General features: G+C 37.2%; 17 protein-coding genes. 13 read left to right on the forward strand and 4 right to left on the reverse strand.

Translation table 11 applies throughout. The annotated features are described in order from the left end of the window. The first annotated feature begins 47 nt into the window (after positions 1–47). Positions 48–626 carry a lytic polysaccharide monooxygenase auxiliary activity family 9 protein gene (locus IGJ27_RS03900; protein WP_010719701.1) on the forward strand — a complete coding sequence of 193 codons (579 nt, stop codon included), beginning with the start codon at positions 48–50 and terminating at the stop codon, positions 624–626. A 385-nt stretch (positions 627–1,011) separates the two neighbouring features. Beyond that, complete coding sequence (locus IGJ27_RS03905) at positions 1,012–1,692, forward strand: YcjF family protein (protein ID WP_034698910.1); 681 nt, start codon at positions 1,012–1,014, stop codon at positions 1,690–1,692. Positions 1,693–1,855: 163 nt separating this feature from the next. Here IGJ27_RS03905 and rlmD read toward each other — a convergent pair whose 3' ends face one another. Continuing rightward, entirely contained in the window at positions 1,856–3,253 is a 1,398-nt protein-coding gene (rlmD, locus tag IGJ27_RS03910) for a 23S rRNA (uracil(1939)-C(5))-methyltransferase RlmD (protein ID WP_178306096.1), read from the reverse strand. Positions 3,254–3,360: 107 nt separating this feature from the next. Between rlmD and recX the strand changes: the two genes are divergently transcribed. The 3 genes from recX (at position 3,361) to ntdP (ending at position 5,959) form a co-directional block, all read left to right on the forward strand. Then, positions 3,361–4,158, forward strand: a complete 798-nt coding sequence (recX, locus tag IGJ27_RS03915; RefSeq protein WP_178306095.1) for a recombination regulator RecX — start codon at positions 3,361–3,363, stop codon at positions 4,156–4,158. After that, entirely contained in the window at positions 4,151–5,332 is a 1,182-nt protein-coding gene (gene mutY, locus IGJ27_RS03920) for an A/G-specific adenine glycosylase (protein WP_034698908.1), read from the forward strand. The genes recX and mutY overlap by 8 nt, the downstream gene beginning before the upstream one ends. Positions 5,333–5,425: 93 nt before the next feature. After that, positions 5,426–5,959, forward strand: a complete 534-nt coding sequence (gene ntdP, locus IGJ27_RS03925) for a nucleoside tri-diphosphate phosphatase (RefSeq protein WP_010719696.1) — start codon at positions 5,426–5,428, stop codon at positions 5,957–5,959. A gap of 128 nt (positions 5,960–6,087) precedes the next feature. On the opposite strand, the gene IGJ27_RS03930 is transcribed toward ntdP, so the two are convergent. Next, positions 6,088–6,522, reverse strand: coding sequence for a GNAT family N-acetyltransferase (locus tag IGJ27_RS03930; RefSeq protein ID WP_010719695.1), 435 nt, complete (start codon positions 6,520–6,522; stop codon positions 6,088–6,090). 142 nt (positions 6,523–6,664) lie between these two features. Here IGJ27_RS03930 and IGJ27_RS03935 point away from each other — a divergent pair, with 142 nt between their 5' ends. From IGJ27_RS03935 to IGJ27_RS03960, 6 genes are all read left to right on the forward strand, one after another. Then, positions 6,665–7,786 carry an AI-2E family transporter gene (locus IGJ27_RS03935; protein WP_010719694.1) on the forward strand — a complete coding sequence of 374 codons (1,122 nt, stop codon included), beginning with the start codon at positions 6,665–6,667 and terminating at the stop codon, positions 7,784–7,786. A gap of 151 nt (positions 7,787–7,937) precedes the next feature. Next, entirely contained in the window at positions 7,938–9,314 is a 1,377-nt protein-coding gene (locus tag IGJ27_RS03940) for a hemolysin family protein (protein WP_096709474.1), read from the forward strand. A 634-nt stretch (positions 9,315–9,948) separates the two neighbouring features. Beyond that, positions 9,949–13,878 carry a polysaccharide lyase family 8 super-sandwich domain-containing protein gene (locus IGJ27_RS03945; RefSeq protein WP_178306094.1) on the forward strand — a complete coding sequence of 1,310 codons (3,930 nt, stop codon included), beginning with the start codon at positions 9,949–9,951 and terminating at the stop codon, positions 13,876–13,878. A 330-nt stretch (positions 13,879–14,208) separates the two neighbouring features. After that, positions 14,209–15,789, forward strand: coding sequence for a peptide chain release factor 3 (locus IGJ27_RS03950; RefSeq protein WP_010738143.1), 1,581 nt, complete (start codon positions 14,209–14,211; stop codon positions 15,787–15,789). 80 nt (positions 15,790–15,869) lie between these two features. Further along, a complete protein-coding gene (gene wecB / locus IGJ27_RS03955) occupies positions 15,870–16,970 on the forward strand; it encodes a non-hydrolyzing UDP-N-acetylglucosamine 2-epimerase (RefSeq protein ID WP_010738142.1) in 1,101 nt (366 codons plus the stop codon). 148 nt (positions 16,971–17,118) lie between these two features. Beyond that, positions 17,119–17,292 carry a hypothetical protein gene (locus IGJ27_RS03960; protein WP_010719688.1) on the forward strand — a complete coding sequence of 58 codons (174 nt, stop codon included), beginning with the start codon at positions 17,119–17,121 and terminating at the stop codon, positions 17,290–17,292. Between the two features lie 99 nt (positions 17,293–17,391). On the opposite strand, the gene IGJ27_RS03965 is transcribed toward IGJ27_RS03960, so the two are convergent. Both IGJ27_RS03965 and IGJ27_RS03970 read right to left on the reverse strand, forming a co-directional pair. Next, positions 17,392–17,712 (reverse strand): DUF1827 family protein, encoded by a 321-nt coding sequence (locus IGJ27_RS03965; protein WP_010719687.1) that lies wholly within the window; start codon positions 17,710–17,712, stop codon positions 17,392–17,394. 203 nt (positions 17,713–17,915) lie between these two features. Next, positions 17,916–20,153, reverse strand: coding sequence for an ATP-dependent Clp protease ATP-binding subunit (locus tag IGJ27_RS03970; protein WP_088745504.1), 2,238 nt, complete (start codon positions 20,151–20,153; stop codon positions 17,916–17,918). A 553-nt stretch (positions 20,154–20,706) separates the two neighbouring features. Here IGJ27_RS03970 and IGJ27_RS03975 point away from each other — a divergent pair. After that, positions 20,707–20,973, forward strand: a complete 267-nt coding sequence (locus IGJ27_RS03975) for a phosphocarrier protein HPr (RefSeq protein WP_010719685.1) — start codon at positions 20,707–20,709, stop codon at positions 20,971–20,973. Beyond that, positions 20,973–22,700: a phosphoenolpyruvate--protein phosphotransferase gene (gene ptsP, locus IGJ27_RS03980; RefSeq protein WP_010719684.1), complete on the forward strand. Its 1,728-nt coding sequence runs from the start codon at positions 20,973–20,975 to the stop codon at positions 22,698–22,700. Before IGJ27_RS03975 ends, ptsP begins: the two co-directional genes overlap by 1 nt. Positions 22,701–22,807: the final 107 nt, after the last annotated feature.

Consider the following 22,807-nt stretch of genomic DNA (forward strand, 5'->3'; position numbering starts at 1 on the left):
TATTAAAAGCGCTTACAATGAACCTATCAATGAATGGGAGGTTCATCATGAAAAAGGTTAATATCTTAATGTTTGTTGGCGTTGTTATGTTAGGTTTGTTTGGATTTGGTGCATCTGGCTATGCTCATGGCTATATTACCTCACCTGGAAGTCGTGCTTATTTCGGAACTGCAGCAGCTGGTAATTTGAACCAAAATGTTGGACGAGCAGAGTGGGAGCCACAAAGTATTGAAGCACCAAAAAATACCTTTATCGATGGGAAAATAGCAAGTGCTGGGGTTACTGGATTTGAGCCACTAGATGAGCAAACAGCAACTAGATGGCATAAAAATATCATCAATACTGGTAACTTGAATATTACTTGGTTTTTAACTGCGCAGCATAGTACAAGTACTTGGGATTACTATATCACTAAAACTGGTTGGAATCCTAATGCACCATTGAAAATCAGTGATTTTGAATTGATATCAAAAATTGATGACAAAGGTGCAAGACCGCCACAAACTGTCAAACAAACAATCAATATTCCAAAAGATCGCAAAGGCTATCACGTGATCTTGGCTGTATGGAATATTAGTGATACAACCAATGCTTTTTATCAAGTAATTGATGCGAATATTCAATAATAAAGCATAAGAATCTTTTGGGTTCAATTTCAGCGAATCTGTGCTAGAAATACCAATTATTCAAAGACAAGTGTAGGAGACTGAGGCAAAACTTGCTTCAGTCTCTTTATTTCTAAAATGAGTAAATGGTGTTCAAACATCAGCTCCTCGAAATAAGCCTGAATTTTTCAAAACGTGAGAAGCTGTTTCGAGATTTTCATCTTTAAATTTGAGAAGCAGTTTTCGGAAATTCGTTCTAAATTATTGATGCTAAACATTGTTGTTTCAACCTTCTTTTGTTCATGAGTGAATGATTTTGGTTAAGGAAAGGTTTAATGTATGATAGAGCTACAACAATACTTCATTAAATGGAGTATTGGTAGTTTTTAGTAGGGGGAAAAGTATGATGAGATTTTTTAAGAAGAATACGCAAGATACAAGCGATGAAACTAATCATGTTGCACCACTTGCTAAAGAAACACTTGACCAGCAAGAGTTCGACTCTTTCTTTGCTGAAGTGTTAAAAAAAATGCCACAAAAATCAGCTAGAGTGATCCTTAATGCTTATGACCAATCGAAAATCGTAGCAGAAAAAATCCTTGCAAAAAATCAAGCAAAATTTGATCATGTATTTAAAGATTTCTTAAAAGGAGTCGATGAAACGACACGCAAAAAAAGTCATAGGATCATTCACGCGGCTTCGTTAACAGCTGCAATCATCGGTTGCTCTCCGATCCCTTTTTCAGATGCGTTTTTATTAGTTCCAGTTCAATTGACTATGATGGCTCGGCTACATAAACTTTTTGGACAACCTTGGTCAGAAAGTTTAGGGAAAAGTGTTTCTAAAGAACTTGTAGTAGTCAGTTTAGGAAGAAGTACTGTCGGAAATATTGTCAAATTTGTACCAGCAGTTGGAACTGTTACAGGGGCAGCAATCAATGCCACTGTTGCAAGTGCCATCACCGAATCACTAGGGTGGACCACCGTAAAGATGCTGAATGATGGGGAAGATATATTTGAACAAGTCATGTCATTCAAAGGACAATCCCAGACATTGTTTCGTGCATTAAAAAGTATCAAAAAGTAAATATTTAGTGGATAAATTGAATTAGTAAGAGTTAAAAAAGTGGACAATCATGAACTATTGCATAACAAAAACATCCAAAACACAGCTCTGTGTTTTGGATGTTTTTTATTTACTTAGGTTGGGTTAAGTCAGACGAGCAGAAAAAGTACCGAAAAAAGTTCAGCTAGTTTTTGCTGGTAACACTTGATCTTCTAGTCAATTTTACAACGACTTCACATCGAGCCGTTTGGGGAAACATATCCACTGACTGCAAATACTCCACTTTGAATTTCTTACTTAATTGTCCCAGATCTCGTGCTAAGGTTGAGACGTTGCAGGAAATATACACTAATTTCGTTGGCGGATAGTTGAGGATCGATTGAATCAACTGGGGATCAAGCCCTGTACGAGGGGGATCGACAATGATCCCATCTGGTTCAAATCCTTCTTCAAGCCATTTTGGTAATAATTCTTCAGCAGTTCCAACTTCATAATGGGTATTAGTATACCCTAAACGTTGAGCGTTTTTACGTGCATCATCAATAGCCTGAGGAATTACATCCATTCCACGGATTTCTTTCGCTTGTTTTGCTACACTTAAACCAATCGTTCCCACACCACAGTAAGCATCTACGATCGTTTCATTTGGTTGGATCGCGAGTGCTTTGATTCCTTCATTATAAAGGACTTCTGTTTGTTGCGGATTCAGCTGGAAGAAAGCTCGTGGTGAGAGATCAAAAGTAACTTCATTGAGATGTTCTTCAATAGCATCTTTTCCCCAAAGGTGGATTGTTTCATCGCCCATTACGAGAGAAGTTTTAGCAGGTTGAACATTTTGCATGATTGAAACAACCTCTGGCAATTGTTGGTTAATGTCACGGATGATTGCATTTTTTTGTGGAAATTTTTGACTGCGAGTAATAAATACAACTTGTAATTCACCCGTTTTTATTCCAACACGTACCATGATCGTCCGAAAAATGCCGCTGTTGCTCCGTTCATCATAGATAGGAAGGTCATACTTATTCAATAACTCGACGACCGTATTCATCACTTTTTGTGTCTGTGGTTCTTGAACTAAGCAATCGATTAATGGCACAAGTTCATGGGAATTTGCTTGATATAGCCCAGCTTCGATTTGTTGTGTTTTCTTATTTTTTCTTAATTGGAATTGTGCTTTGTTTCGGTAATGCCATGGTTCTTCCATGCCAATCGTTGGACGTAATTCGTAAGAACGAAAGCCAGCCGGTTTGAATTTTTCTAGCGCTTGCATAAGCAAATCTTTTTTGAAATCAAGTTGTGCCTGATATGCTAAATGTTGAAGCTGACAGCCACCACATTCATAATACACTGGACAAGGCGCCACCACTCGATCCTTGCTTTGCTTTTTGACTTTGATTAACCGAGCTTCCGCATAGCGAGGTGTTGCTTTCGTGATCTTGACAAGGACTTCTTCTTTGGGTAGTGCATAAGGGACAAAGATGATCAAACGTTTGAAATAACCGATCCCTTCACCGTTGATACCCAGTCGTTTGATTTTTAAAGGGATGGTTTGGCCGTTTTTGACAATGGTTTCTGTCATAAGTATCTTCCTTTTTTCTAATAGTGTGGTTTTATTCTAACATATTATTAATAGCGATGGGGATTTTCTATGTTATGATAAGAATATACGTTCGAGGAGGTAACTCAATGATAACAGTTACTAGGATCAGTAAAGGCAAAGGTCCATTTTATCAAGTCGAATTATCTGAAGGGGATTCTTTGAAGGTTTCAGAAGATATCTTGGTGCGTTACCGCTTGTTAAAGGGACAAGAATTAACAGAGGAAACAATTGAGGAAATCAAGAAAAGTAGTGGGTTTGACTTTGGTCTCCAACAAGCGCTCAATTATCTAAGTTATCAATTGCGTTCGGAAAAAGAAATTAGAACTTATTTGAAAGAAAAAGAGATTGAACTAGCTGACCGTAATAAGATCGTGGATCGTTTAAAGAAATTAGATTTGATCAATGACCTCATCTATGGTGAAAGCTACGTGCGGACAAATGTACGACTAAGTGACAAAGGACCAAAAAAAATAGCTCAGCAATTACAACAAAAAGGTTTGAAACCGGAAATCATCGATCAGGCGCTGTTGCAATATCCAGAAGAAGAACAAATAGCGATAGCATCGCAAACGGCAGAAAAATTATTCAATAAAAATCATGGGAAAAGTCATAAAGAACTTTTTAGAAAAATTCAACAAAACTTGATGACAAAGGGATTCACCCAAGAGGCGATCCAACAAGCCATCGCCCATTTACCACAAGAAACGGATGAAGACGCTGAATATGAAGCATTAGTTTCACAAGGGGACAAGTTATGGCGTAAAAATGAGAGATTTGAACCGAAAAAACGTAATTTAAAAATCAAACAAAGCTTATATCAAAAAGGATTTGATTTAGAAATGATCCAACGATTTATCGTAGAAAAGGAAGAAGCAAGTGAATAAAGAATGGGAAAAATGGACGGAAGAGGAAATCGCACAGTTTCAAACGCAATTTGTTGGCTGGTACGAAAAAGAAAAACGCAATCTACCTTGGCGCTATGATCGTGATCCTTATCGTATCTGGATTTCTGAGATCATGCTTCAACAAACCCGTGTAGATACGGTAATTGCTTATTTTTATCGCTTTATGGAATGGTTTCCGACGATTGAAGCGTTAGCTGCGGCACCAGAAGAAAAACTTTTAAAGGCTTGGGAAGGATTGGGGTATTATTCTCGCGTTCGAAATATCCAAGCTGCTGCCCAACAGATCATGACAGAATTTGATGGACGTATGCCGCAAACACCAGAAGAAATCAGTTCATTGAAAGGGATTGGCCCTTATACTACAGGCGCTATTTCAAGTATTGCTTTTGGCTTGCCAGAACCAGCAATCGACGGGAATGTCATGAGAGTCGTGAGTCGCTTATTTTGTATTGAAGCTGACATCGCCAAAGCTTCTAGTCGGAAAATTTTTGATGAGGCGATGCGTAAGATCATTGATGAAAAGCATCCTGGTGAGTTTAACCAAGCAATGATGGATCTAGGATCGGCCATTTGTACACCTACTTCACCTAATTGTGAATCATGTCCGATCCAATCATTTTGCTTAGCTTACAAAAAAAATGAGCAAACCTCGTTTCCAGTAAAAACAAAGAAAGCCAAACCGAAAGATGTCTATTATGTGTGTGCAGCGATTCAAAATGAGGCTGGAGCCTATTATTTTGAGGAACGACATACGCAAAGGTTATTAGCAAACATGTGGACGTTCCCGATGGTCGAAGTCACAAAAGAGAAATACGAATGGTTGCAAGCTGAATGGGCTCAATCTCATGAACCAAGCTTATTCGATCAAGACAAAGTTGCAGAAGAAGAAACGGAGCTACCCTTTCATTTTAAAGAACAATTGATTTGGCAAAAGCGGCATTTGGGAGAGGTAACGCATATCTTTAGCCATTTGAAATGGCACGTATTACTATTTTACGGTCGAATACCTTCTCAATCAAATGACAAATTTCCTAAAACTGAAATAACACAATGGTTATTACCAGAAGACTTCGATAACGTGGCTTTTCCAAAAGTACAGGTGAAATTAAACGAACAATTAGAGAAAAATCGAAACAATAGTAATCCTTTCTAGGCAAAGCTCTTTTTTATTGATATAATAATTACGATGTCGGTGTAATGAACACCCAAACACAAAGCATGAGATGCTGCGTAAGGAAGGGTTGCTATGGGAGTCCCAAAAGAAGGTGAGTTTGTAACGATCCAAAGTTACAAACATGACGGCAAATTGCATCGAACGTGGCGTGATACCATGGTATTAAAAACAAGTGAGCATTCGATGATCGGTGTCAATGATCATACTCTAGTTACAGAGTCTGATGGACGTCGTTGGGTGACTCGAGAACCAGCAATTGTGTATTTTCACAAAAAGTACTGGTTCAATGTAATAGCAATGATTCGAGAAAAGGGGGTTTCCTATTATTGTAATCTAGCTTCACCTTTTTTGCTGGACGATGAGGCATTGAAGTATATTGATTATGATTTAGATATCAAAGTTTTTCCTGATGGAGAGAAACGATTACTAGATGTCGATGAATATGAGATGCATAGCCAAATGATGAATTATCCGAATGATATCGACTTCATCCTAAAAGAAAACGTGAAGATCTTGGTTGACTGGATCAATAATGGTGAGGGCCCTTTCTCCGAAGGCTATATTGATATTTGGTATAACCGTTACAAGCAATTGTCGCGCAAGTAAACAAAAAAAAGCAGTAAGCGCAAAAGTTTTGCGCTTACTGCTTTTTTGCTATGGGTTCTTCAACATAGACACTGATGATGGAAGAAAAAGGACAAGGGATGATCCTTGCTTTGATAGCCTGTCAATAATTAAAAGACTTTTTTCATTGCGATATGAGCAATACCAGCATCTTCAAATGGTTCTCCATAAGCAGTGAATCCTAATTTTTTATAGAAATTCTCAGCTGTTGCTTGGGCGCCTAGCAAAATCGTATTGTATCCTTGACTTTTGGCGAAAGCTTCAGCTTCAGCTACTAAAATTTGACCTAATCCTTGATGACGATAATCTGCAAGAATCGCCATTCGTTGTAACTTCATTTTTCCATTTTCTAATGGTAATAGCCGAACGGTCCCACAAGGTAGATTTTGGTCTGAATAAAGAACAAAGTGGATGCAATGTGCTTCATTTTGATCAATTTCTCTAGTTATAGGAACGCCTTGTTCTTTGACAAAAACTTGGTTTCTAATACGAACGGCATCAAGGTAAATATCACTTAATGTATCTTTTGTTTGAACGACTTTCATCCGAAACCCACCTTTCATTCGTTTAGTATACTGTAAAGAAAATAAAATGAAAAGTGGATAAAAAAACAAATATCAGTAAGAATAAAAGAAATTTTCACACAAATAATATATACTAGTAAAAAAGACGAAAGGAGGAAGTATATTGTTTGAAAAATTGAAACAATCAAAATTGATGTTTTGGTCTTGCGAATTACTCATTATCGCCACGTTGATCTTGGTTTCTTCAAAAATCAATTTTATCTTTCAACCAATTGGAACGTTTTTCTCAACATTATTCGCACCAGTCTTGATTGCTGGATTTTTGTATTATTTGTTGAATCCTATTGTCAAACTATTGATGAAGATCAAAATCAAACGCATTTGGGCGGTAGCAATCGTATTACTTTTGCTTGTCGCAGCGATCATCTGGATTTTGCTCAGCGTGATTCCTAGCTTGATCCAACAAATTTCATCCATCGCATCGAATATTCCTGACTTTATTAGTCGTGTAGAGACTTGGTTAAATAATATGGCCCAACTACCGATCTTCAAAGAGGTAGATATCAATCATTATTTGAATCAATTAGATATTTCTTATGCTAAGATTATCCAACAGTTCCTCAGCGGGATTTCAAACAGCTTAGGATCGCTTGTCGGTACGATCGCTTCTGCTACAATCGTGATCATCACAGCTCCATTTATTTTGTTTTATATGTTGAAAGATGGAGAAAAAATGGTTCCGACAGTCAAGAAATTCTTTCCTGAAAAGAGAAGAGATCAAATTGTTGAATTACTTGGTCAATTGAACAAAACATTAGCTAACTACATTAGTGGTCAAGCGATTGAATGTCTTTTTGTCGGAACATTTACTTTTTTGGGGTATCTGATTCTAGGGGTCAATTATGCCTTTTTATTTGGCGTCATCGCTGGTTTGACTAATTTGATTCCTTACCTAGGTCCTTACCTAGGCTTAGCTCCAGCATTTTTAGTGACAGTATTCAATGATCCTGTTAAAGCACTGCTTTGTTGTGTCGTTGTCTTGATCGTTCAACAATTGGATGGAAATGTGATTTATCCAAATGTCATCGGAAAATCATTAAAAATCCATCCGCTAACGATCATCATTGTGTTATTAGTAGCAGGAAACATTGCTGGTTTGATCGGGATTTTCTTAGGTGTACCGTTTTATGCCATTTGTAAGACGATTATTTCTTATGTCATCAAAATTGTTAAAGAAGACCAGCAAAATGAAAAAAAGAAAAAAATTGCAACGACATTGGAATAACGTATCAGCAATTCCGACTAATTGCTTCATAGTTGTTTTTATTGCAAAGAAAAATTCTTTGTGATAACATTTTAGCGTGGCTATCTTTATAGTCACGCTTTTTTTCTATCGTAAACAAAAAAATTAAAAAATATAAGGAGAGAATGCGATTATGAATGCTGACCCTGAGAGTCAGTCGCTGTTAGCGCAAATTTTATTACTGATCATTTTAACTTTGATCAATGCTTTTTTAGCTGCTTCCGAGATTGCTGTTGTTTCGATCAACAAAAATCGAGTCGAGCAAAAAGCGGAAGAAGGAGATGTTAAATCTCAAAAGCTTTTAAAAATATTGCAGAACCCAAATAACTTTCTGTCAACGATCCAGGTAGGAATCACGTTAGTCAATATCCTATCCGGTGCTTCGTTAGCCAATACATTATCAGAAAAATTAGCACCATTATTAGGTGGTAGTGTAGCAGCAAGAAATATTGCCAATATTATTGTTTTAGCTATTTTGACCTACGTATCGATTGTTTTTGGTGAATTGTATCCTAAACGAATCGCCTTGAACAAATCAGAAGAAGTAGCCAACTTTACTTCAGGAATCATCCGTCTGATCGGTGTGGTTGCCAAACCTTTCGTCTGGTTATTATCTGCATCGACTAGTTTATTAGCTCGTGTCACACCAATGACTTTTGACGATGAAGATTCAAAAATGACGAGAGATGAAATGCGGTATATGTTGGAAACTGAAGGTGTACTTGATAATGAAGAGTTAGAAATGCTGCAAGGTGTTTTTTCTTTAGATACCAAAGTAGCTAGGGAAGTAATGGTTCCTCGAACAGATGCTTTTATGATCGATATCAATGACTCCGTTGAAGAGAATGTCAATGAAGTTTTATCAGAAAATTATTCAAGGATTCCGGTCTATAATGAAGACAAAGACAAAGTTGTTGGGATTCTTCATACGAAAAACTTATTGAAAGCTGCTCATAAATTTGGCTTTGAACATTTAAATATTCAAAAAATCATGCAAGAACCTTTATTTGTACCAGAGACAATATTCATTGATGATCTCTTGTACGAAATGAAAAAAACTCAAAACCAGATGGCTATTTTACTGGATGAATATGGTGGAGTCGTTGGTTTAGCGACTTTAGAAGATTTACTAGAAGAAATCGTCGGTGAAATTGATGATGAATCAGATGAAGTCGAAAAATTATATGAAAAGGTTACTGAACATGAATACGTGATCCAAGGACGAATGTTGATCGATGAGTTCAACGAAGTATTTGACAGTAACTTACACATGAGCGATGTTGACACGATGGCAGGCTATTTAATCACTGCTTTGGGCATGATCCCTGATGAGGGAGAAAAATTATCGTTTGATGTAGACAACATTACCTTGACTTCTGAAGAAATGGAAGGTTCTAGAATTTTAAAAATTCGCGTGGTGTTCCATGATCCTAAAGAAGAAATTGTGGAACCAGATGAGGACCGTCGTTTATTTTATAAAGATTTTGATGAAAATGAGCCGAGAAGATAAGATATGTTTCATCCTTGCACAGAAGAGATTTTGTGCAAGGATGTTTTTTTCTTTTTTTCAAAGTTGATACGTAAATCAGTGTGGTTCCCTAAGTTGAGGGGTAGTCAGAAGCAAGAGAGGCAGAGCTTTACCCTTTTGTAAAGATTACTAAAACATACAATAAGATCCTATGGTCCCAGTTAACTTATACATAATATAACCAGTATATTTAAATGTTTTGTTGGTTGACAATAAATTTTTGCTAGAGTATTATGAAAACGCAAACACAAGTTTCATGTGACTAGGTTATACTAGGCATGGAAAACACGTACGGAGTCTTCCGTCGTTTTTTCATGCCTATTTTTTTATATGTTTAAGTGAATCAGTGAGGAGGTGGGGAAAATGTAAAGTAGTGTTTTTAGTAGAAAGACAGATTTTAAATATTTTACGAATAAGCAGATATGAGCGATTCTTCCAATGATTTATCACAATTGAAACTAAAAAACTAAGAACGAATATTAGGTAGTTTTCTCAAGTAAAAGTAGTATGTACAAAAGTTGCAAAGAATGGATAAAAAATTGATGATCATTCATTTTGCCTCACGACTTAAAATTTTTTATCGACTATTCTATTTAACTAAAGGAGGAATTTTTTAATGAAGAAGGCAATCATTTTTGCTTTAACAGGATTGGCGCTTGTTGTTACATCTTTTTACAGTCCAATCGTTTGTGCTGAAGATACTGAAGATTTTTTGTTTCAAAAGAATGTTACCTACTCAGGAGTAGAAGGTGGGAAACAAGGAGATAATTGGAAATATCCGCAATTTGTAGGTGAAAAAGCGGTTGATGGGGATATATCGACGAGATGGTCAGCGGATAAAACAGATAATCAGTGGCTGACTGTTGATATTGGAGAAGAAAAAACAATTGGTCAGGTGGTTTTACACTTTCATGCGGAGAGTCCAGAATATGAGGTATTAGTTTCTAACGACAATCAAAATTATCAATCCATCTATAAGGAGGAGCGTGGAAGTGGCGGGAAAGAAGCAAAAAAATATATTGAAGTAGCGAATGTAACAGCTCGATATATTAAATACCAACAACTAAAAATGTGGAAGCACACGAATGGTCAATATTATGGTTCGAGCATTATTTCAATGGAAGCTTATCGTCAAGCACGTTTACCTGATGGGATAAAGATTTCGATTGATTCAGCCGAAATCAGCGAGAAAAGATCCAAACAATTAACTTACATATTAACACCAACAGGCGTCCAAGTTCCTGAAAAACAAATTGAGTGGAGCAGTAGTGATCCTAGTATTGTCAATGTAGACAGTCAAGGAAGAATGAAAGCACTCAAAACCGGAGAAGCAAAGGTGACTGTGAGAATCAAAAATACGGATTTAAGTGATACGATTCCAGTTACGGTTATTCAAGAAAAAGCAGAGTATCGTGAAATGCGTGAGAGATGGAAAGCACGCTTGCTAGGATCTAAAGAAGATCATGAAGAATTTGATCAGGATTCGGACGTAAAAAAATATCGAGCGAGAATAGCCAAAGAAAGTTTAGAATTATGGCAAACACTTAATAAGTCAGAAAATAGAACTTATTTGTGGGAGAAAAAAAGTTCAGACACACTATCAGCAGACTATACCACTCAATTTACCAACATCAAAAAATTGACATTAGGTTATTATGATCCTTCGAGTTCATTACATAAGAATCAAGAGGTTTTTACGCAAATTTTGAAAGCAATTGATTTTATGATTGAAACCAAAAACTACAATGGAACATACTGGAGTGGAAATTGGTGGGATTGGCAAATTGGATCAGCACAGCCATTAACAGATACACTGATTTTATTACATGATGATTTAATCGAAAAAGATGATGCAATCTTAACTAAATTTGTTGAACCTTTAAACCACTATGCGCAAGATCCTAAAGTTCAATGGCCTAGCTATACGGCTACAGGAGCGAACTTAACAGATATATCTATTACCGTCTTAGGAACAGCCATTTTATTAGAAAATGATTCCCGAGTAGAGGCAGTTCAAAGCGCTGTTCCATCCGTTTTAAAAATGGTGACAGGAGGAGATGGCTTATATTCAGACGGCTCATTAATCCAACATAGTCATTTCCCATATAACGGAAGTTATGGAAATGAATTGCTGAAAGGCTTTGGACGGGTTCAAACGATTTTGCAAGGGACACATTGGGAAATCAAAGATGACAATATAAATAACTTGTTTCAAGTAACCGATAAAGGTTATTTACAATTGATGGTAAATGGAAAAATGCCCTCAATGGTATCAGGACGAAGTATTTCTAGAGCTCCTGGGACGAATCCCTTTACCTCTGAATTTGAATCTGGAAAGGAAACGATCGCCAATCTTACATTAGTAGCGAAATTTTCGCCAGAAATTTTACGCAAGAAAATTGATTCGTCTATTAAAGCATGGCTTGAGCATAGTAGTTATTTTTATGATTTTTTTGAAAACCCAAGAGACTTTGAAGCGTTGATTGATCTTAAGAAAATCATGAATGAGCCTTCGATAACTAGTAAAGAAGAGCAAAATCTCGTGAATATTTATGGTTCAATGGATCGGGTATTTCAAAAAAACGAGAGTTATAGTCTCGGAATAAGTATGTACTCTAGTCGTATTGGAAATTATGAATATGGAAATACTGAAAATAAAAAAGGATGGCATACGGCTGATGGGATGGTTTATCTTTATAACGGTGACCTCGCTCAATTTGATGAAGGTTATTGGGTCACTATTGATTCTTATCGCTTACCAGGTACCACTATAGATACAAAAGTGTTAGCAGAAGGTGCTTCTACTGGTAAAAAGAGTCCTCAGTCTTGGGTGGGAGGATCGAATAATGGCAAAGTAGCTGCAGTCGGAATGTTTTTAGATAAGAAAAATGAAAATATGGATTTGGTAGCAAAGAAATCATGGTTTTTGTTAGAAGATAAATTGATTAATTTAGGCAGTGGAATCAGCGGAACAACGAATGCGACAATTGAGACGATCCTTGATAATCGAATGATGGATTCAAGTAACATGCAAATTATCCAAAAGAAAACAGCTGATTCTACTTGGATCAATCTTACTTCGACAAATCCACTCAATAATTTAGGTTACATTTTTCCAAATACCATGTCGAACGTTGACGTTCAAAAAGAAATTCGATCTGGCAAATATTTGGATATCAACGAATATTTTGTCAATGATCAATCATATACAAAAGAATTTGTAAAAATCATCAAAAATCATGGAAGTAACGCTCAAAATGATACTTATGAGTATTTGACTGTTGCTGGAAAGACAGCAGAAGAAATGGCAGAAATGGCGCAACATAAAAGCTATAATGTATTAGCAAACACACCAGAAATCCAAGCGATTGAGACAAAAGACTATCTCATGTTGAACGCTTGGAGTGGAAATCAACAGGCAGCTTTTGTTCACGTATCTGAACCTGCATCCATTATTGCAGAAAAATTGAGTAATGATACTTATCGACTGTCAATTGCGAATCCTGTTCAAAATAATAAGGTGATTGAATTTTCGATTGAGAAAGAGATCATTGAGGTTATCGAAAAAGAGTCCGAAATTACCATGGATTCAGGAGCATTTCTATTTGATAGCAAAGGGTTAAAAGGAAGTTCGAGATCAATTACTATCAAAGTTCCTTCAGAAGTAGATAAAACGGCATTAGAAAAAATAGTCGAAGAAAACCAAAACCGAAACGAAAGCGACTATACAAAAGAAAGTTGGAAAGTCTTCACTAAGGCAACGGAATTAGCCCAAGCGGTGTTAACAGATCCAAAAGCAACGCAAGCCGAAGTAGACGATGCAGTTCAAGCAGTGAGAAAAGCCATCGAGCAACTGCAAGAAGTAACTAAAGTAGACAAAACAGCATTAAAAAAATTGGTCGAAGAAAACCAAAACCGAGTTGCAAGTGGTTATACAGCGGAAAGTTGGCAAGTGTTCCACAAAGCGCTGGAAGCAGCGCAAGCAGTGTTAGCTGATTCAAATACTACGCAAGCTGAAGTAGACGAAGCAGTTCAAGCAGTGAATAAAGCCATCGAGCAACTGCAAGAAGTAACTAAAGTAGACAAAACAGCATTAAAAAAATTGGTCGAAGAAAACCAAAACCGAGTTGCAAGTGGTTATACGGCAGAAAGTTGGCAAGTGTTCCGCAAAGCGCTAGAAGCAGCGCAAGCAGTGTTAGCTGATCCAAATACTACGCAAGCTGAAGTCGAACTAGTGATGAACGATTTGGTGCAGGCCATCGAACAATTAGAGAATAAAGAAACTGCATCATCCTCTGAGGAAGATAAAAACATCAATAATAAAGCAGAGCAAGGTAAAAATACACAAGAGGGCAACAATGAAATAGGTAAATCTTCTATTAGTGAAGAGACTGGTAAGGAAGGTTTATTACCAAAAACAGGTGAAAAAAATAACCAAGTTATTCAAAAATTAGGATATACAATTTTATTAGTGGTATTCGTTAGCTTGTTCCTATTGAAAGGTCGAAAGGAATCTAAGAGGAGTCAAAATAAATTAGGCAAGTAATCTGATGAAAAACACAAGGTAAAATAAATCATCATTTGTCTGTAGATGATTGAAATAGACAGTTGAACTTGGAACAAAAGCCTGTTCCAAGTTCAACTTTTTTCGTTTAATCTGTTTTCAGTTGTTATAGTAGCAGGAAAAGCTTTATTTTCTCTTATTGAAAAAGTCGTTTATATGATATTCAACAGAGAAAGAGAGAAGACTCATAACAAGTGTTTATTTTTTGATAGTTTCCATGATATACTTGGTAAGTTGAGATAGCTAGTTCGATCATTCCTCGAACAGGATGACGAATAAGATGATAATGATGTAACAGAAATGGAGTAAAACATGAATAACCCTAACTTAAAACAACAAGTAGATAACCGACGCACGTTTGCGATTATTTCCCATCCGGATGCTGGTAAAACAACGATTACTGAACAATTACTTTTATTTGGTGGCGCAATACGTCAGGCAGGAACTGTCAAAGGGAAAAAGACTGGTAACTTTGCAAAATCTGACTGGATGGAAATTGAGAAGCAACGTGGAATCTCAGTTACCAGTTCTGTGATGCAGTTTGATTATCATGGTAAAAGAGTCAATATCTTAGATACCCCAGGGCATGAAGATTTTTCTGAAGATACGTATCGGACATTGATGGCTGTCGATAGTGCGGTTATGGTCATCGATAGTGCCAAAGGGATTGAAGCTCAAACAAAAAAATTATTCCAAGTCGTTAAAAAAAGAGGAATCCCTATTTTTACCTTTATCAATAAGTTAGATCGAGATGGTCGCGAACCATTAGAACTTTTAGAAGAATTGGAAGAGTTGCTCGATATCGAGTCTTATCCAATGAATTGGCCGATTGGTATGGGGAAAGGCTTAGAAGGACTCTATGATATCCACCATAATCGTATTGAGTTTTATCGTCCAGAAAACTATAATGATGAGCGCCTTGTTGCCTTGGATGAAGAAGGATTGCTGCCAGAAGGCCATCCTTTGACGGAAAATTCATTGTATGAACAAGTTCTTGAAGAAGTAGAATTGTTGAAAGAAGCAGGAGATTCTTTTAATGAAGAAAAAATTGCTCGGGGAGATCAGACACCGGTCTTCTTTGGTTCAGCGTTAACAAATTTTGGTGTGCAAACATTTTTAGAAACCTTCGTGGAATTAGCCCCTTCACCTTACGGACATCAAACACAATCAGGACAAGAAGTTAGTCCTTATGAAGAAGAATTTTCAGGTTTTGTCTTTAAGATCCAAGCCAATATGAATCCAGCTCACCGAGATCGGATTGCTTTTGTGCGAATCTGTTCTGGAACTTTTGAACGTGGGATGGATGTTCAATTAGAACGAACAGGTAAAAAATTGAAGTTAAGTAATGTGACACAGTTTATGGCTGACTCAAGAGAGAATGTCGAGAATGCTGTAGCAGGGGATATTATCGGGGTCTATGATACAGGAAATTATCAAATTGGCGATACTCTTTATGAAGGAAAATTGAAGGTGGCGTATGAAGAGTTACCATCCTTTACTCCGGAATTATTTATGAAAGTCACTGCTAAAAATGTGATGAAACAAAAATCATTCCATAAAGGTATCTATCAGTTAGTCCAAGAAGGTGCGATCCAACTCTATAAAACTTATTTGACGGAAGAATACATCATTGGCGCAGTTGGACAACTTCAATTTGAAGTATTCCAATACCGGATGCTAAATGAATACAATGCAGAAGTGATTATGTCACCTATGGGTCATAAAATTGCCCGTTGGATCGAGCCCGAAGATTTAGATGAGAAGATGAGTTCTAGTCGTAATATCTTGGCACGTGACCGTTTTGATCAGCCATTATTCTTGTTCGAAAACCAATTTGCTGAACGTTGGTTTGCTGACAAGTACCCAAATGTCAAATTAAAAAGTTTAATGTAAAGCGCTCATCACATGGTGGTGCTTTGGGAGTACTATGAAAATAGCCGGGAGAGAATAACTAAATAATCCGGAGGAATTTAATGATGATTAAAGTAATGTCGATCTTTGGAACACGTCCAGAAGCAATAAAAATGGCACCTTTGATCAAAGCGCTGGAAAAAGATGAGCGCTTTGAATCAATCGTGACGGTTACAGGCCAGCACCGTGAAATGTTAGACCAAGTGTTAGAAGTGTTTGAAATTACTCCTGATCACGATCTAGATGTGATGAGTGTCAATCAAACACTCACCGCTATTACAACGAAAGTTCTTTTATCATTAGAACCAATCTTACAAGCAGAACAGCCTGATATCGTCTTAGTTCATGGAGATACGACCACAACATTTGCTGCAGCGACCGCAGCATTTTATCAACAAATTAAAGTCGGACATGTCGAAGCAGGATTACGAACTTGGAACAAATGGTCACCGTTTCCTGAAGAAATCAATCGGCAAGCCACAGATGTTTTAGCGGATCTCTACTTTGCGCCAACCAATGAAAGTGCTGATAATCTTAGAAGAGAGCACCACGATGAAGCAAACATCTTCGTTACTGGCAATACGGCGATCGATGCGATGAGGTACACGATCGTGGCGGATCAAAAAAGCGATCATCTTTCGAGCAGCTCCACTAAACAATTATTAGTAACAATGCATCGACGTGAGAACCTAGGCGAGCCAATGGCGAACGTTTTTCAAGCATTAGGAAGGATTGCTGAAGAATTTTCTGATGTATCCATTATTTTTCCGATGCATAAAAATCCTAAAGTACGAGAATTAGCTGATACTATTTTAGGACAATATGAGAATGTTCAGCTGATCGAACCATTAGATGTCATTGATTTTCACAATTGTGCAGCCAAAAGTTATCTTATATTAACTGATTCAGGCGGAGTTCAAGAAGAGGCACCTTCTTTAGGTGTTCCGGTTCTTGTCTTACGTGATACCACTGAACGACCGGAAGGTGTAAAAGCCGGAACTTTAAAACTCGTTGGTACAGACGAAGAGACAGTTTATGACGAGACAAAACAATTGTTAACTGATGTAAAGGCTTATGAAAAGATGGCACAAGCAAAAAATCCTTATGGAGATGGTTACGCAAGTCAACGAATCTTAGAGGCTATCGCAGCCTCATTTCATTGATTACAGGTTACCAAAAAAGCAAAAAAAACTTTCCAACAATTTTGGTGGAAAGTTTTTTTTATTTTAAAGAAAAAATTGGTAAATTCTTTGAAATAAAATGAATTAAAATAAAGATGTGTACATATAAAAAGAAAAAAGGGGGAGTTGGATGGAAACACTGGAGCAACGAAAACAACGTAAAGCAAGAAAAAAGTTAGAAATGCAGCGTTTATGCAGGCTGTTAGATGTTGAAGGTTGGGAGCATAATGAATCGATCGTTAACGAAGTAAGAGCAATCGTTCGGCTAGGAAAAACACCAAAAAAAGAAACCAATCAATCTTAGAAGATCCAGCTCTATAAATGAGCTGGATCAAGGATAAAATCAAACATTATCCTTCGATCCTTCTAAAAAAGGTTTCTTTTTTTTGTTTATTTGTAATCATCACATTGCAACCTCAGTGTGGGGATGATGTTTCGGAATCGAGATTTCAACTAAGTCATCTAATTCAATTACTTGGATTTCGTTTTCTTGATATAGGGCGTCATGGATTTTATTGAGGAAGTACGTTTTGACTTCTTCAATTTCTTTGGGTTGTATTTTTCGTTTTTCATTAATCAGTAAAATCTCGTTATGTTCCGGTGCTTCAGTGTAAACAATCATTGTATTGCCTGCAGTGTAAACCTTCACCATATGAGCATCTGTATTTTCCAATTGGTTTAAAACCAAACGTGAATGACTATTCGTTACATTGACAAATTTCATGGCGCTCACCTCTTTTATGTAGATTTTAGATACAACTTAATTTCATTATAATTTTTTTCTAATGAAAAGAACAGTATTTTGCTTTTTGTCAAAAAACAATCAAAAATCCGCTTTGAGCAATGAAGCACCCGTGAGAAAAGCTGTCGCTTTTTCATGGGTGCTTCATTTTTTATCAGTCGCAAAGCGAAGTTTTTGTCAGATGTTTAGTTTGTTGGCTCGTTTGTCGTTTCTTTGACTAAACGTTCTGGTTTAGAAGTGATCACAATTTTTTCTTCTTTGTCCAATTTTGCTTTTAGTTCATGGATTGAAGGATGGTCTAAATAAAATTCAGCAATTCCATCTTCGATTTGTTCTTGGATCGTTCGACGAAGAGGGCGTGCGCCCATTGCTGGGTCATAGCCTAAGTCAACAAGTTTTTCTTTGACATTTGTCGGCACTTCGATATGCAGTTGTTGTGCTGCTAACATTTCATTGACTTCATCTAGCATCAAGGTAACGATGGTCATTAAGTTTTCTTTTGATAGCGCACTAAATTCGATGATTCCATCGAAACGGTTCAAGAATTCAGGTGTGAAGTAATTGTTTAGTTGGTTTAAAACAGAACGAGTAACACCTTCACGAGCTGCTCCAAAACCGACATTTGCTTCGACTTTACCTGTACCAGCATTACTTGTCATAATGATGATCGTATCTTTAAAGCTTACTGTCCGACCTTGTGCGTCAGTCAAACGGCCATCATCCAAAATTTGGAGGAACATGTGTAACACATCAGGATGTGCTTTTTCCACTTCATCCAATAAAATCAAGCTATAAGGATTACGACGTACTTTTTCAGTAAGTTGACCTGCCTCTTCATAGCCCACATAGCCAGGAGGAGAACCAATCAATTTAGATACACTATGTTTTTCCATGTATTCAGACATATCAAAACGAATCATTGAATCTTCGGAACCGAATAATTCAAATGCTAGTTGCTTGGCTAATTCAGTTTTGCCGACACCAGTTGGACCTACGAATAAAAATGATCCGATAGGGCGGTTTTTCTTGCTCAAGCCAACCCGATTACGACGAATAGCTTTTGCCACACGATCTACGGCATCGTCTTGTCCAATCACATGTGCTTTTAGATCAGCCGCAAGATTCTTCAATTGTGTTTGCTCTTTTTCTTTTAGATCGCCAACGGGAATGCCCGTACGTTCTTCCACAATTTTTTCCATATCTTTTTCTGTGATAACAGGCGTTTCTTCATCTGTTAATTGACGTTCTTTCATCTTTTCTAATTTACTGATTTGGTCACGATAATAAGCGGCTTTCTCAAAGTCTTCTTCTTTAGAAGCTTGGATTTTTTGTTCCTGTGCTTCTTCAAGTTTTTTATCAATGGTTTTAGGATCAACGATTTGAATCGTTAAGTTTTTCTTTGAGCCAGTTTCATCAAGCAAGTCAATCGCTTTATCTGGTAAGAAACGATCTTGAACATAACGATTTGAGAGAATAGCTGCAGCTTCGATTGCTTCATCGGTATATTTGACGTGATGGTAGTCTTCGTAGCGTTTTTGCAATCCTTTTAAGATACTGATTGTTTCCTCAACAGAAGGTTCAACGACCCGAACCGGTTGCATCCGTCTTTCTAAAGCTGCATCTTTCTCGATGATGCGGTATTCATTTAATGTAGTGGCACCAACCATTTGTAGTTCGCCACGAGCTAGAGCTGGTTTTAAAATATTTCCCGCATCCATGTTCCCATCACCGGCAGAACCAGCACCGACAATTTCATGGACTTCATCAATGAATAATATGACATTTTCAGCCTGCTTAATTTCTTCGATCAATTTTTGCATCCGTTCTTCAAATTGTCCACGGATACCAGTTCCTTGAACCAAAGAAACCACATCTAAACGAATCACTTCTTTATCCATTAATTTTTGCGGCACATCGCCATCTACGATTTTTTGTGCAAGTCCTTCAACTACGGCAGTTTTACCAACACCAGGCTCACCGATTAATACCGGATTGTTTTTTGTTCGACGGTTTAAAATCTCGATTACACGTTTGATTTCATCATCACGGCCGATCACAGGATCAATGTCACCTTGACGAGCTTGTTCGGTGATGTTGATTCCGTATTCTCCTAAAAGACCTTCGGAATTTCCTTGTTGCGGTGGTTGACCGCCGTTAAAGTTGTTGTTACCACCGAATTGGGTTGGAGGAGTTTGTTCATAGTTTCCTTGCTGTTGCATTTGGCGGGACATGGAGCGGAATAAGTCGTCCAAGCTGCCAAAACCAAAAGGATCATTTTGAGCCATACTAGTCAGACCTCCATTTTGTTGATTTTTAATTTTTTGATAGCAACTTTGGCAGTAATCAAGTTGCGTTCTCTGTCCGTTTACTGTTGCATATAAGTGGATCGTTGCTTCATTTTTCCCACAATTTTGACAAAGCATAAATGATTCACGTCCTTTCACATGATTCACATGTTTCCATTCTATTTTACAACGCGTGACTATGAAGGTAAAAGAATAACCCTCATTTACTCAAAAGTTGAAAAGGTAAAAAATGTTATTGACCATTATTGACCTTTGGCTATAATTATACTAAATTTTAGGACGCGTGCAAGTATTTAGTTTTTCAAAATAAATGAAGAAACGAATAAGTCGTTCTTCGATAAAAATGATAAATAGAAGGAGATATTTCGCTTGGCAGAGTCTAGTTTTGTTTGCTTCTTTACTGAGGGATCAGTAAAGAGAATCAAAGCAACTAAAAAAAGAAGTGAGGTAGAATGAATACGGTTGTTATCCTATGTATTCATATTTTTAAAAGTAGTGCTAATTATTTTCCACACTTTTAGTTGAATTTAAATGAAAACTGTTGTATCTATCGGGAAAAAATGGTAATCTTTACAAATGAAAGGGTACTACTTATTAGTGTTCTTAGTAAACTGCTAAAAAAGAAAACCCTCACATAAAAACAACACTCACTTAAAGGAGACCGATTAATATGGAAAAGAAAGAATTTCACGTAGTAGCAGAAACTGGAATCCACGCACGTCCAGCTACATTATTAGTACAAACAGCAAGCAAATTTAACTCTGATGTAAACTTAGAGTATAAAGGTAAATCAGTAAACTTGAAATCTATCATGGGCGTTATGTCTTTAGGTGTAGGTCAAGGTTCTGACGTTACAATTACAGCTGAAGGTGCTGACGAAGCAGACGCAATGGCAGCTATCGTTGATACAATGAAGAAAGAAGGATTATCTGAATAATGGTTGAAATGCTAAAAGGGATTGCCGCTAGTGACGGCGTTGCCGTTGCAAAAGCTTACCTGCTAGTTCAACCGGATTTAACATTCAGTAAGACAACAGTAGAAGATACAGCAGCTGAAGCATCTCGTTTAGATGATGCTTTAGCAAAATCTACTGAAGAATTGCAACAAATTCGTGAAAAAGCAGCGCAAAGCTTAGGTGAAGCAGAAGCGCAAGTATTTGACGCACACTTGATGGTTCTGTCTGATCCAGAAATGGTTGGTCAAATTAAACAAAACATTAATGATAACAGCGTAAACGCTGAATCAGCATTAAAAGAAGTAACTGATATGTATATCAGTATGTTCGAAGCTATGGAAGACAACGCTTATATGCAAGAACGTGCGGCTGATATCCGCGACGTTGCGAAACGTATTTTAGCGCATTTACTAGGTGTGACATTACCAAATCCATCAATGATTAACGAAGAAGTAGTTGTTGTTGCTCATGATTTGACACCAAGTGATACTGCTCAATTAGATCGCAATTTTGTTAAAGCGTTTGTAACTGACATCGGCGGACGTACTTCACACTCAGCGATCATGGCACGTTCTTTAGAAATCCCAGCGATCGTAGGTACAAAAGAAATCACTGCTAAAGTCAAAGAAGGCGACATGTTAGCTGTTAACGGGATTGAAGGCGATGTAATCGTTGATCCTACAGCTGAACAAAAAGCTGAATTTGAAAAAATCGGTGCTGAATACGCTGCTCAAAAAGCAGAATGGGAAAAATTAAAAAATGCTGAAACTGTTACTGCTGATGGCAAACATTTTGAATTAGCAGCAAATATTGGTACACCAAAAGATTTAGTTGGTGTTCATAATAACGGCGGGGAAGCGGTTGGTCTTTACCGTACAGAATTCTTGTACATGGATTCTCCTGATTTCCCAACTGAAGATGACCAATATGAAGCATATAAAGCAGTTCTTGAAGGTATGGAAGGTAAACCGGTTGTCGTGCGTACGATGGATATCGGTGGCGATAAAGAATTACCTTACTTACAATTGCCTCATGAAATGAACCCATTCTTAGGCTATCGTGCATTACGAATCAGCTTGTCAGAACAAGGTGACGAAATGTTCCGTACGCAAATGCGCGCATTATTACGTGCATCTGTTCATGGAAACTTACGTATCATGTTCCCAATGGTAGCGACTCTTAAAGAATTCCGTGCTGCAAAAGCAATCTTTGAAGACGAAAAACAAAAATTATTGAATGAAGGCGTGGAAGTATCTGATACGATCCAAGTCGGCATCATGATCGAAATTCCAGCAGCAGCTGTCTTAGCTGACAAGTTTGCTAAGGAAGTTGACTTCTTCTCAGTAGGAACGAATGACTTGATTCAATACACTATGGCAGCTGACCGTATGAACGAACGTGTTTCATACTTGTATCAACCTTACAACCCATCAATCTTACGTTTGATTAAAAACGTGATCGATGCAGCGCATGCTGAAGGTAAATGGGCTGGTATGTGTGGCGAAATGGCTGGGGATCAAACCGCAGTTCCGCTACTTGTAGGTATGGGATTAGATGAATTCTCAATGAGTGCAACATCAATCTTGAAAACACGTAGTTTAATGAAACGTTTAGATACAACGAAGATGGCTGAACTTGCTGATCGTGCTTTGAAAGAATGTGACACGATGGAAGAAGTCGTTGAACTTGTAAATGAATACGTAAAATAATAATACGAGTAAAAGCTGGTACAGCGATAGTAGCTGTATCAGCTTTTTACAATGGGATTTTTACATATAGGTAAAAATAAGGAATGAAAAATAGAGTTATTTTAAAA

The organism is Enterococcus sp. DIV1726a (assembly GCF_051710985.1).
GTDB lineage: Bacteria > Bacillota > Bacilli > Lactobacillales > Enterococcaceae > Enterococcus_B > Enterococcus_B hirae.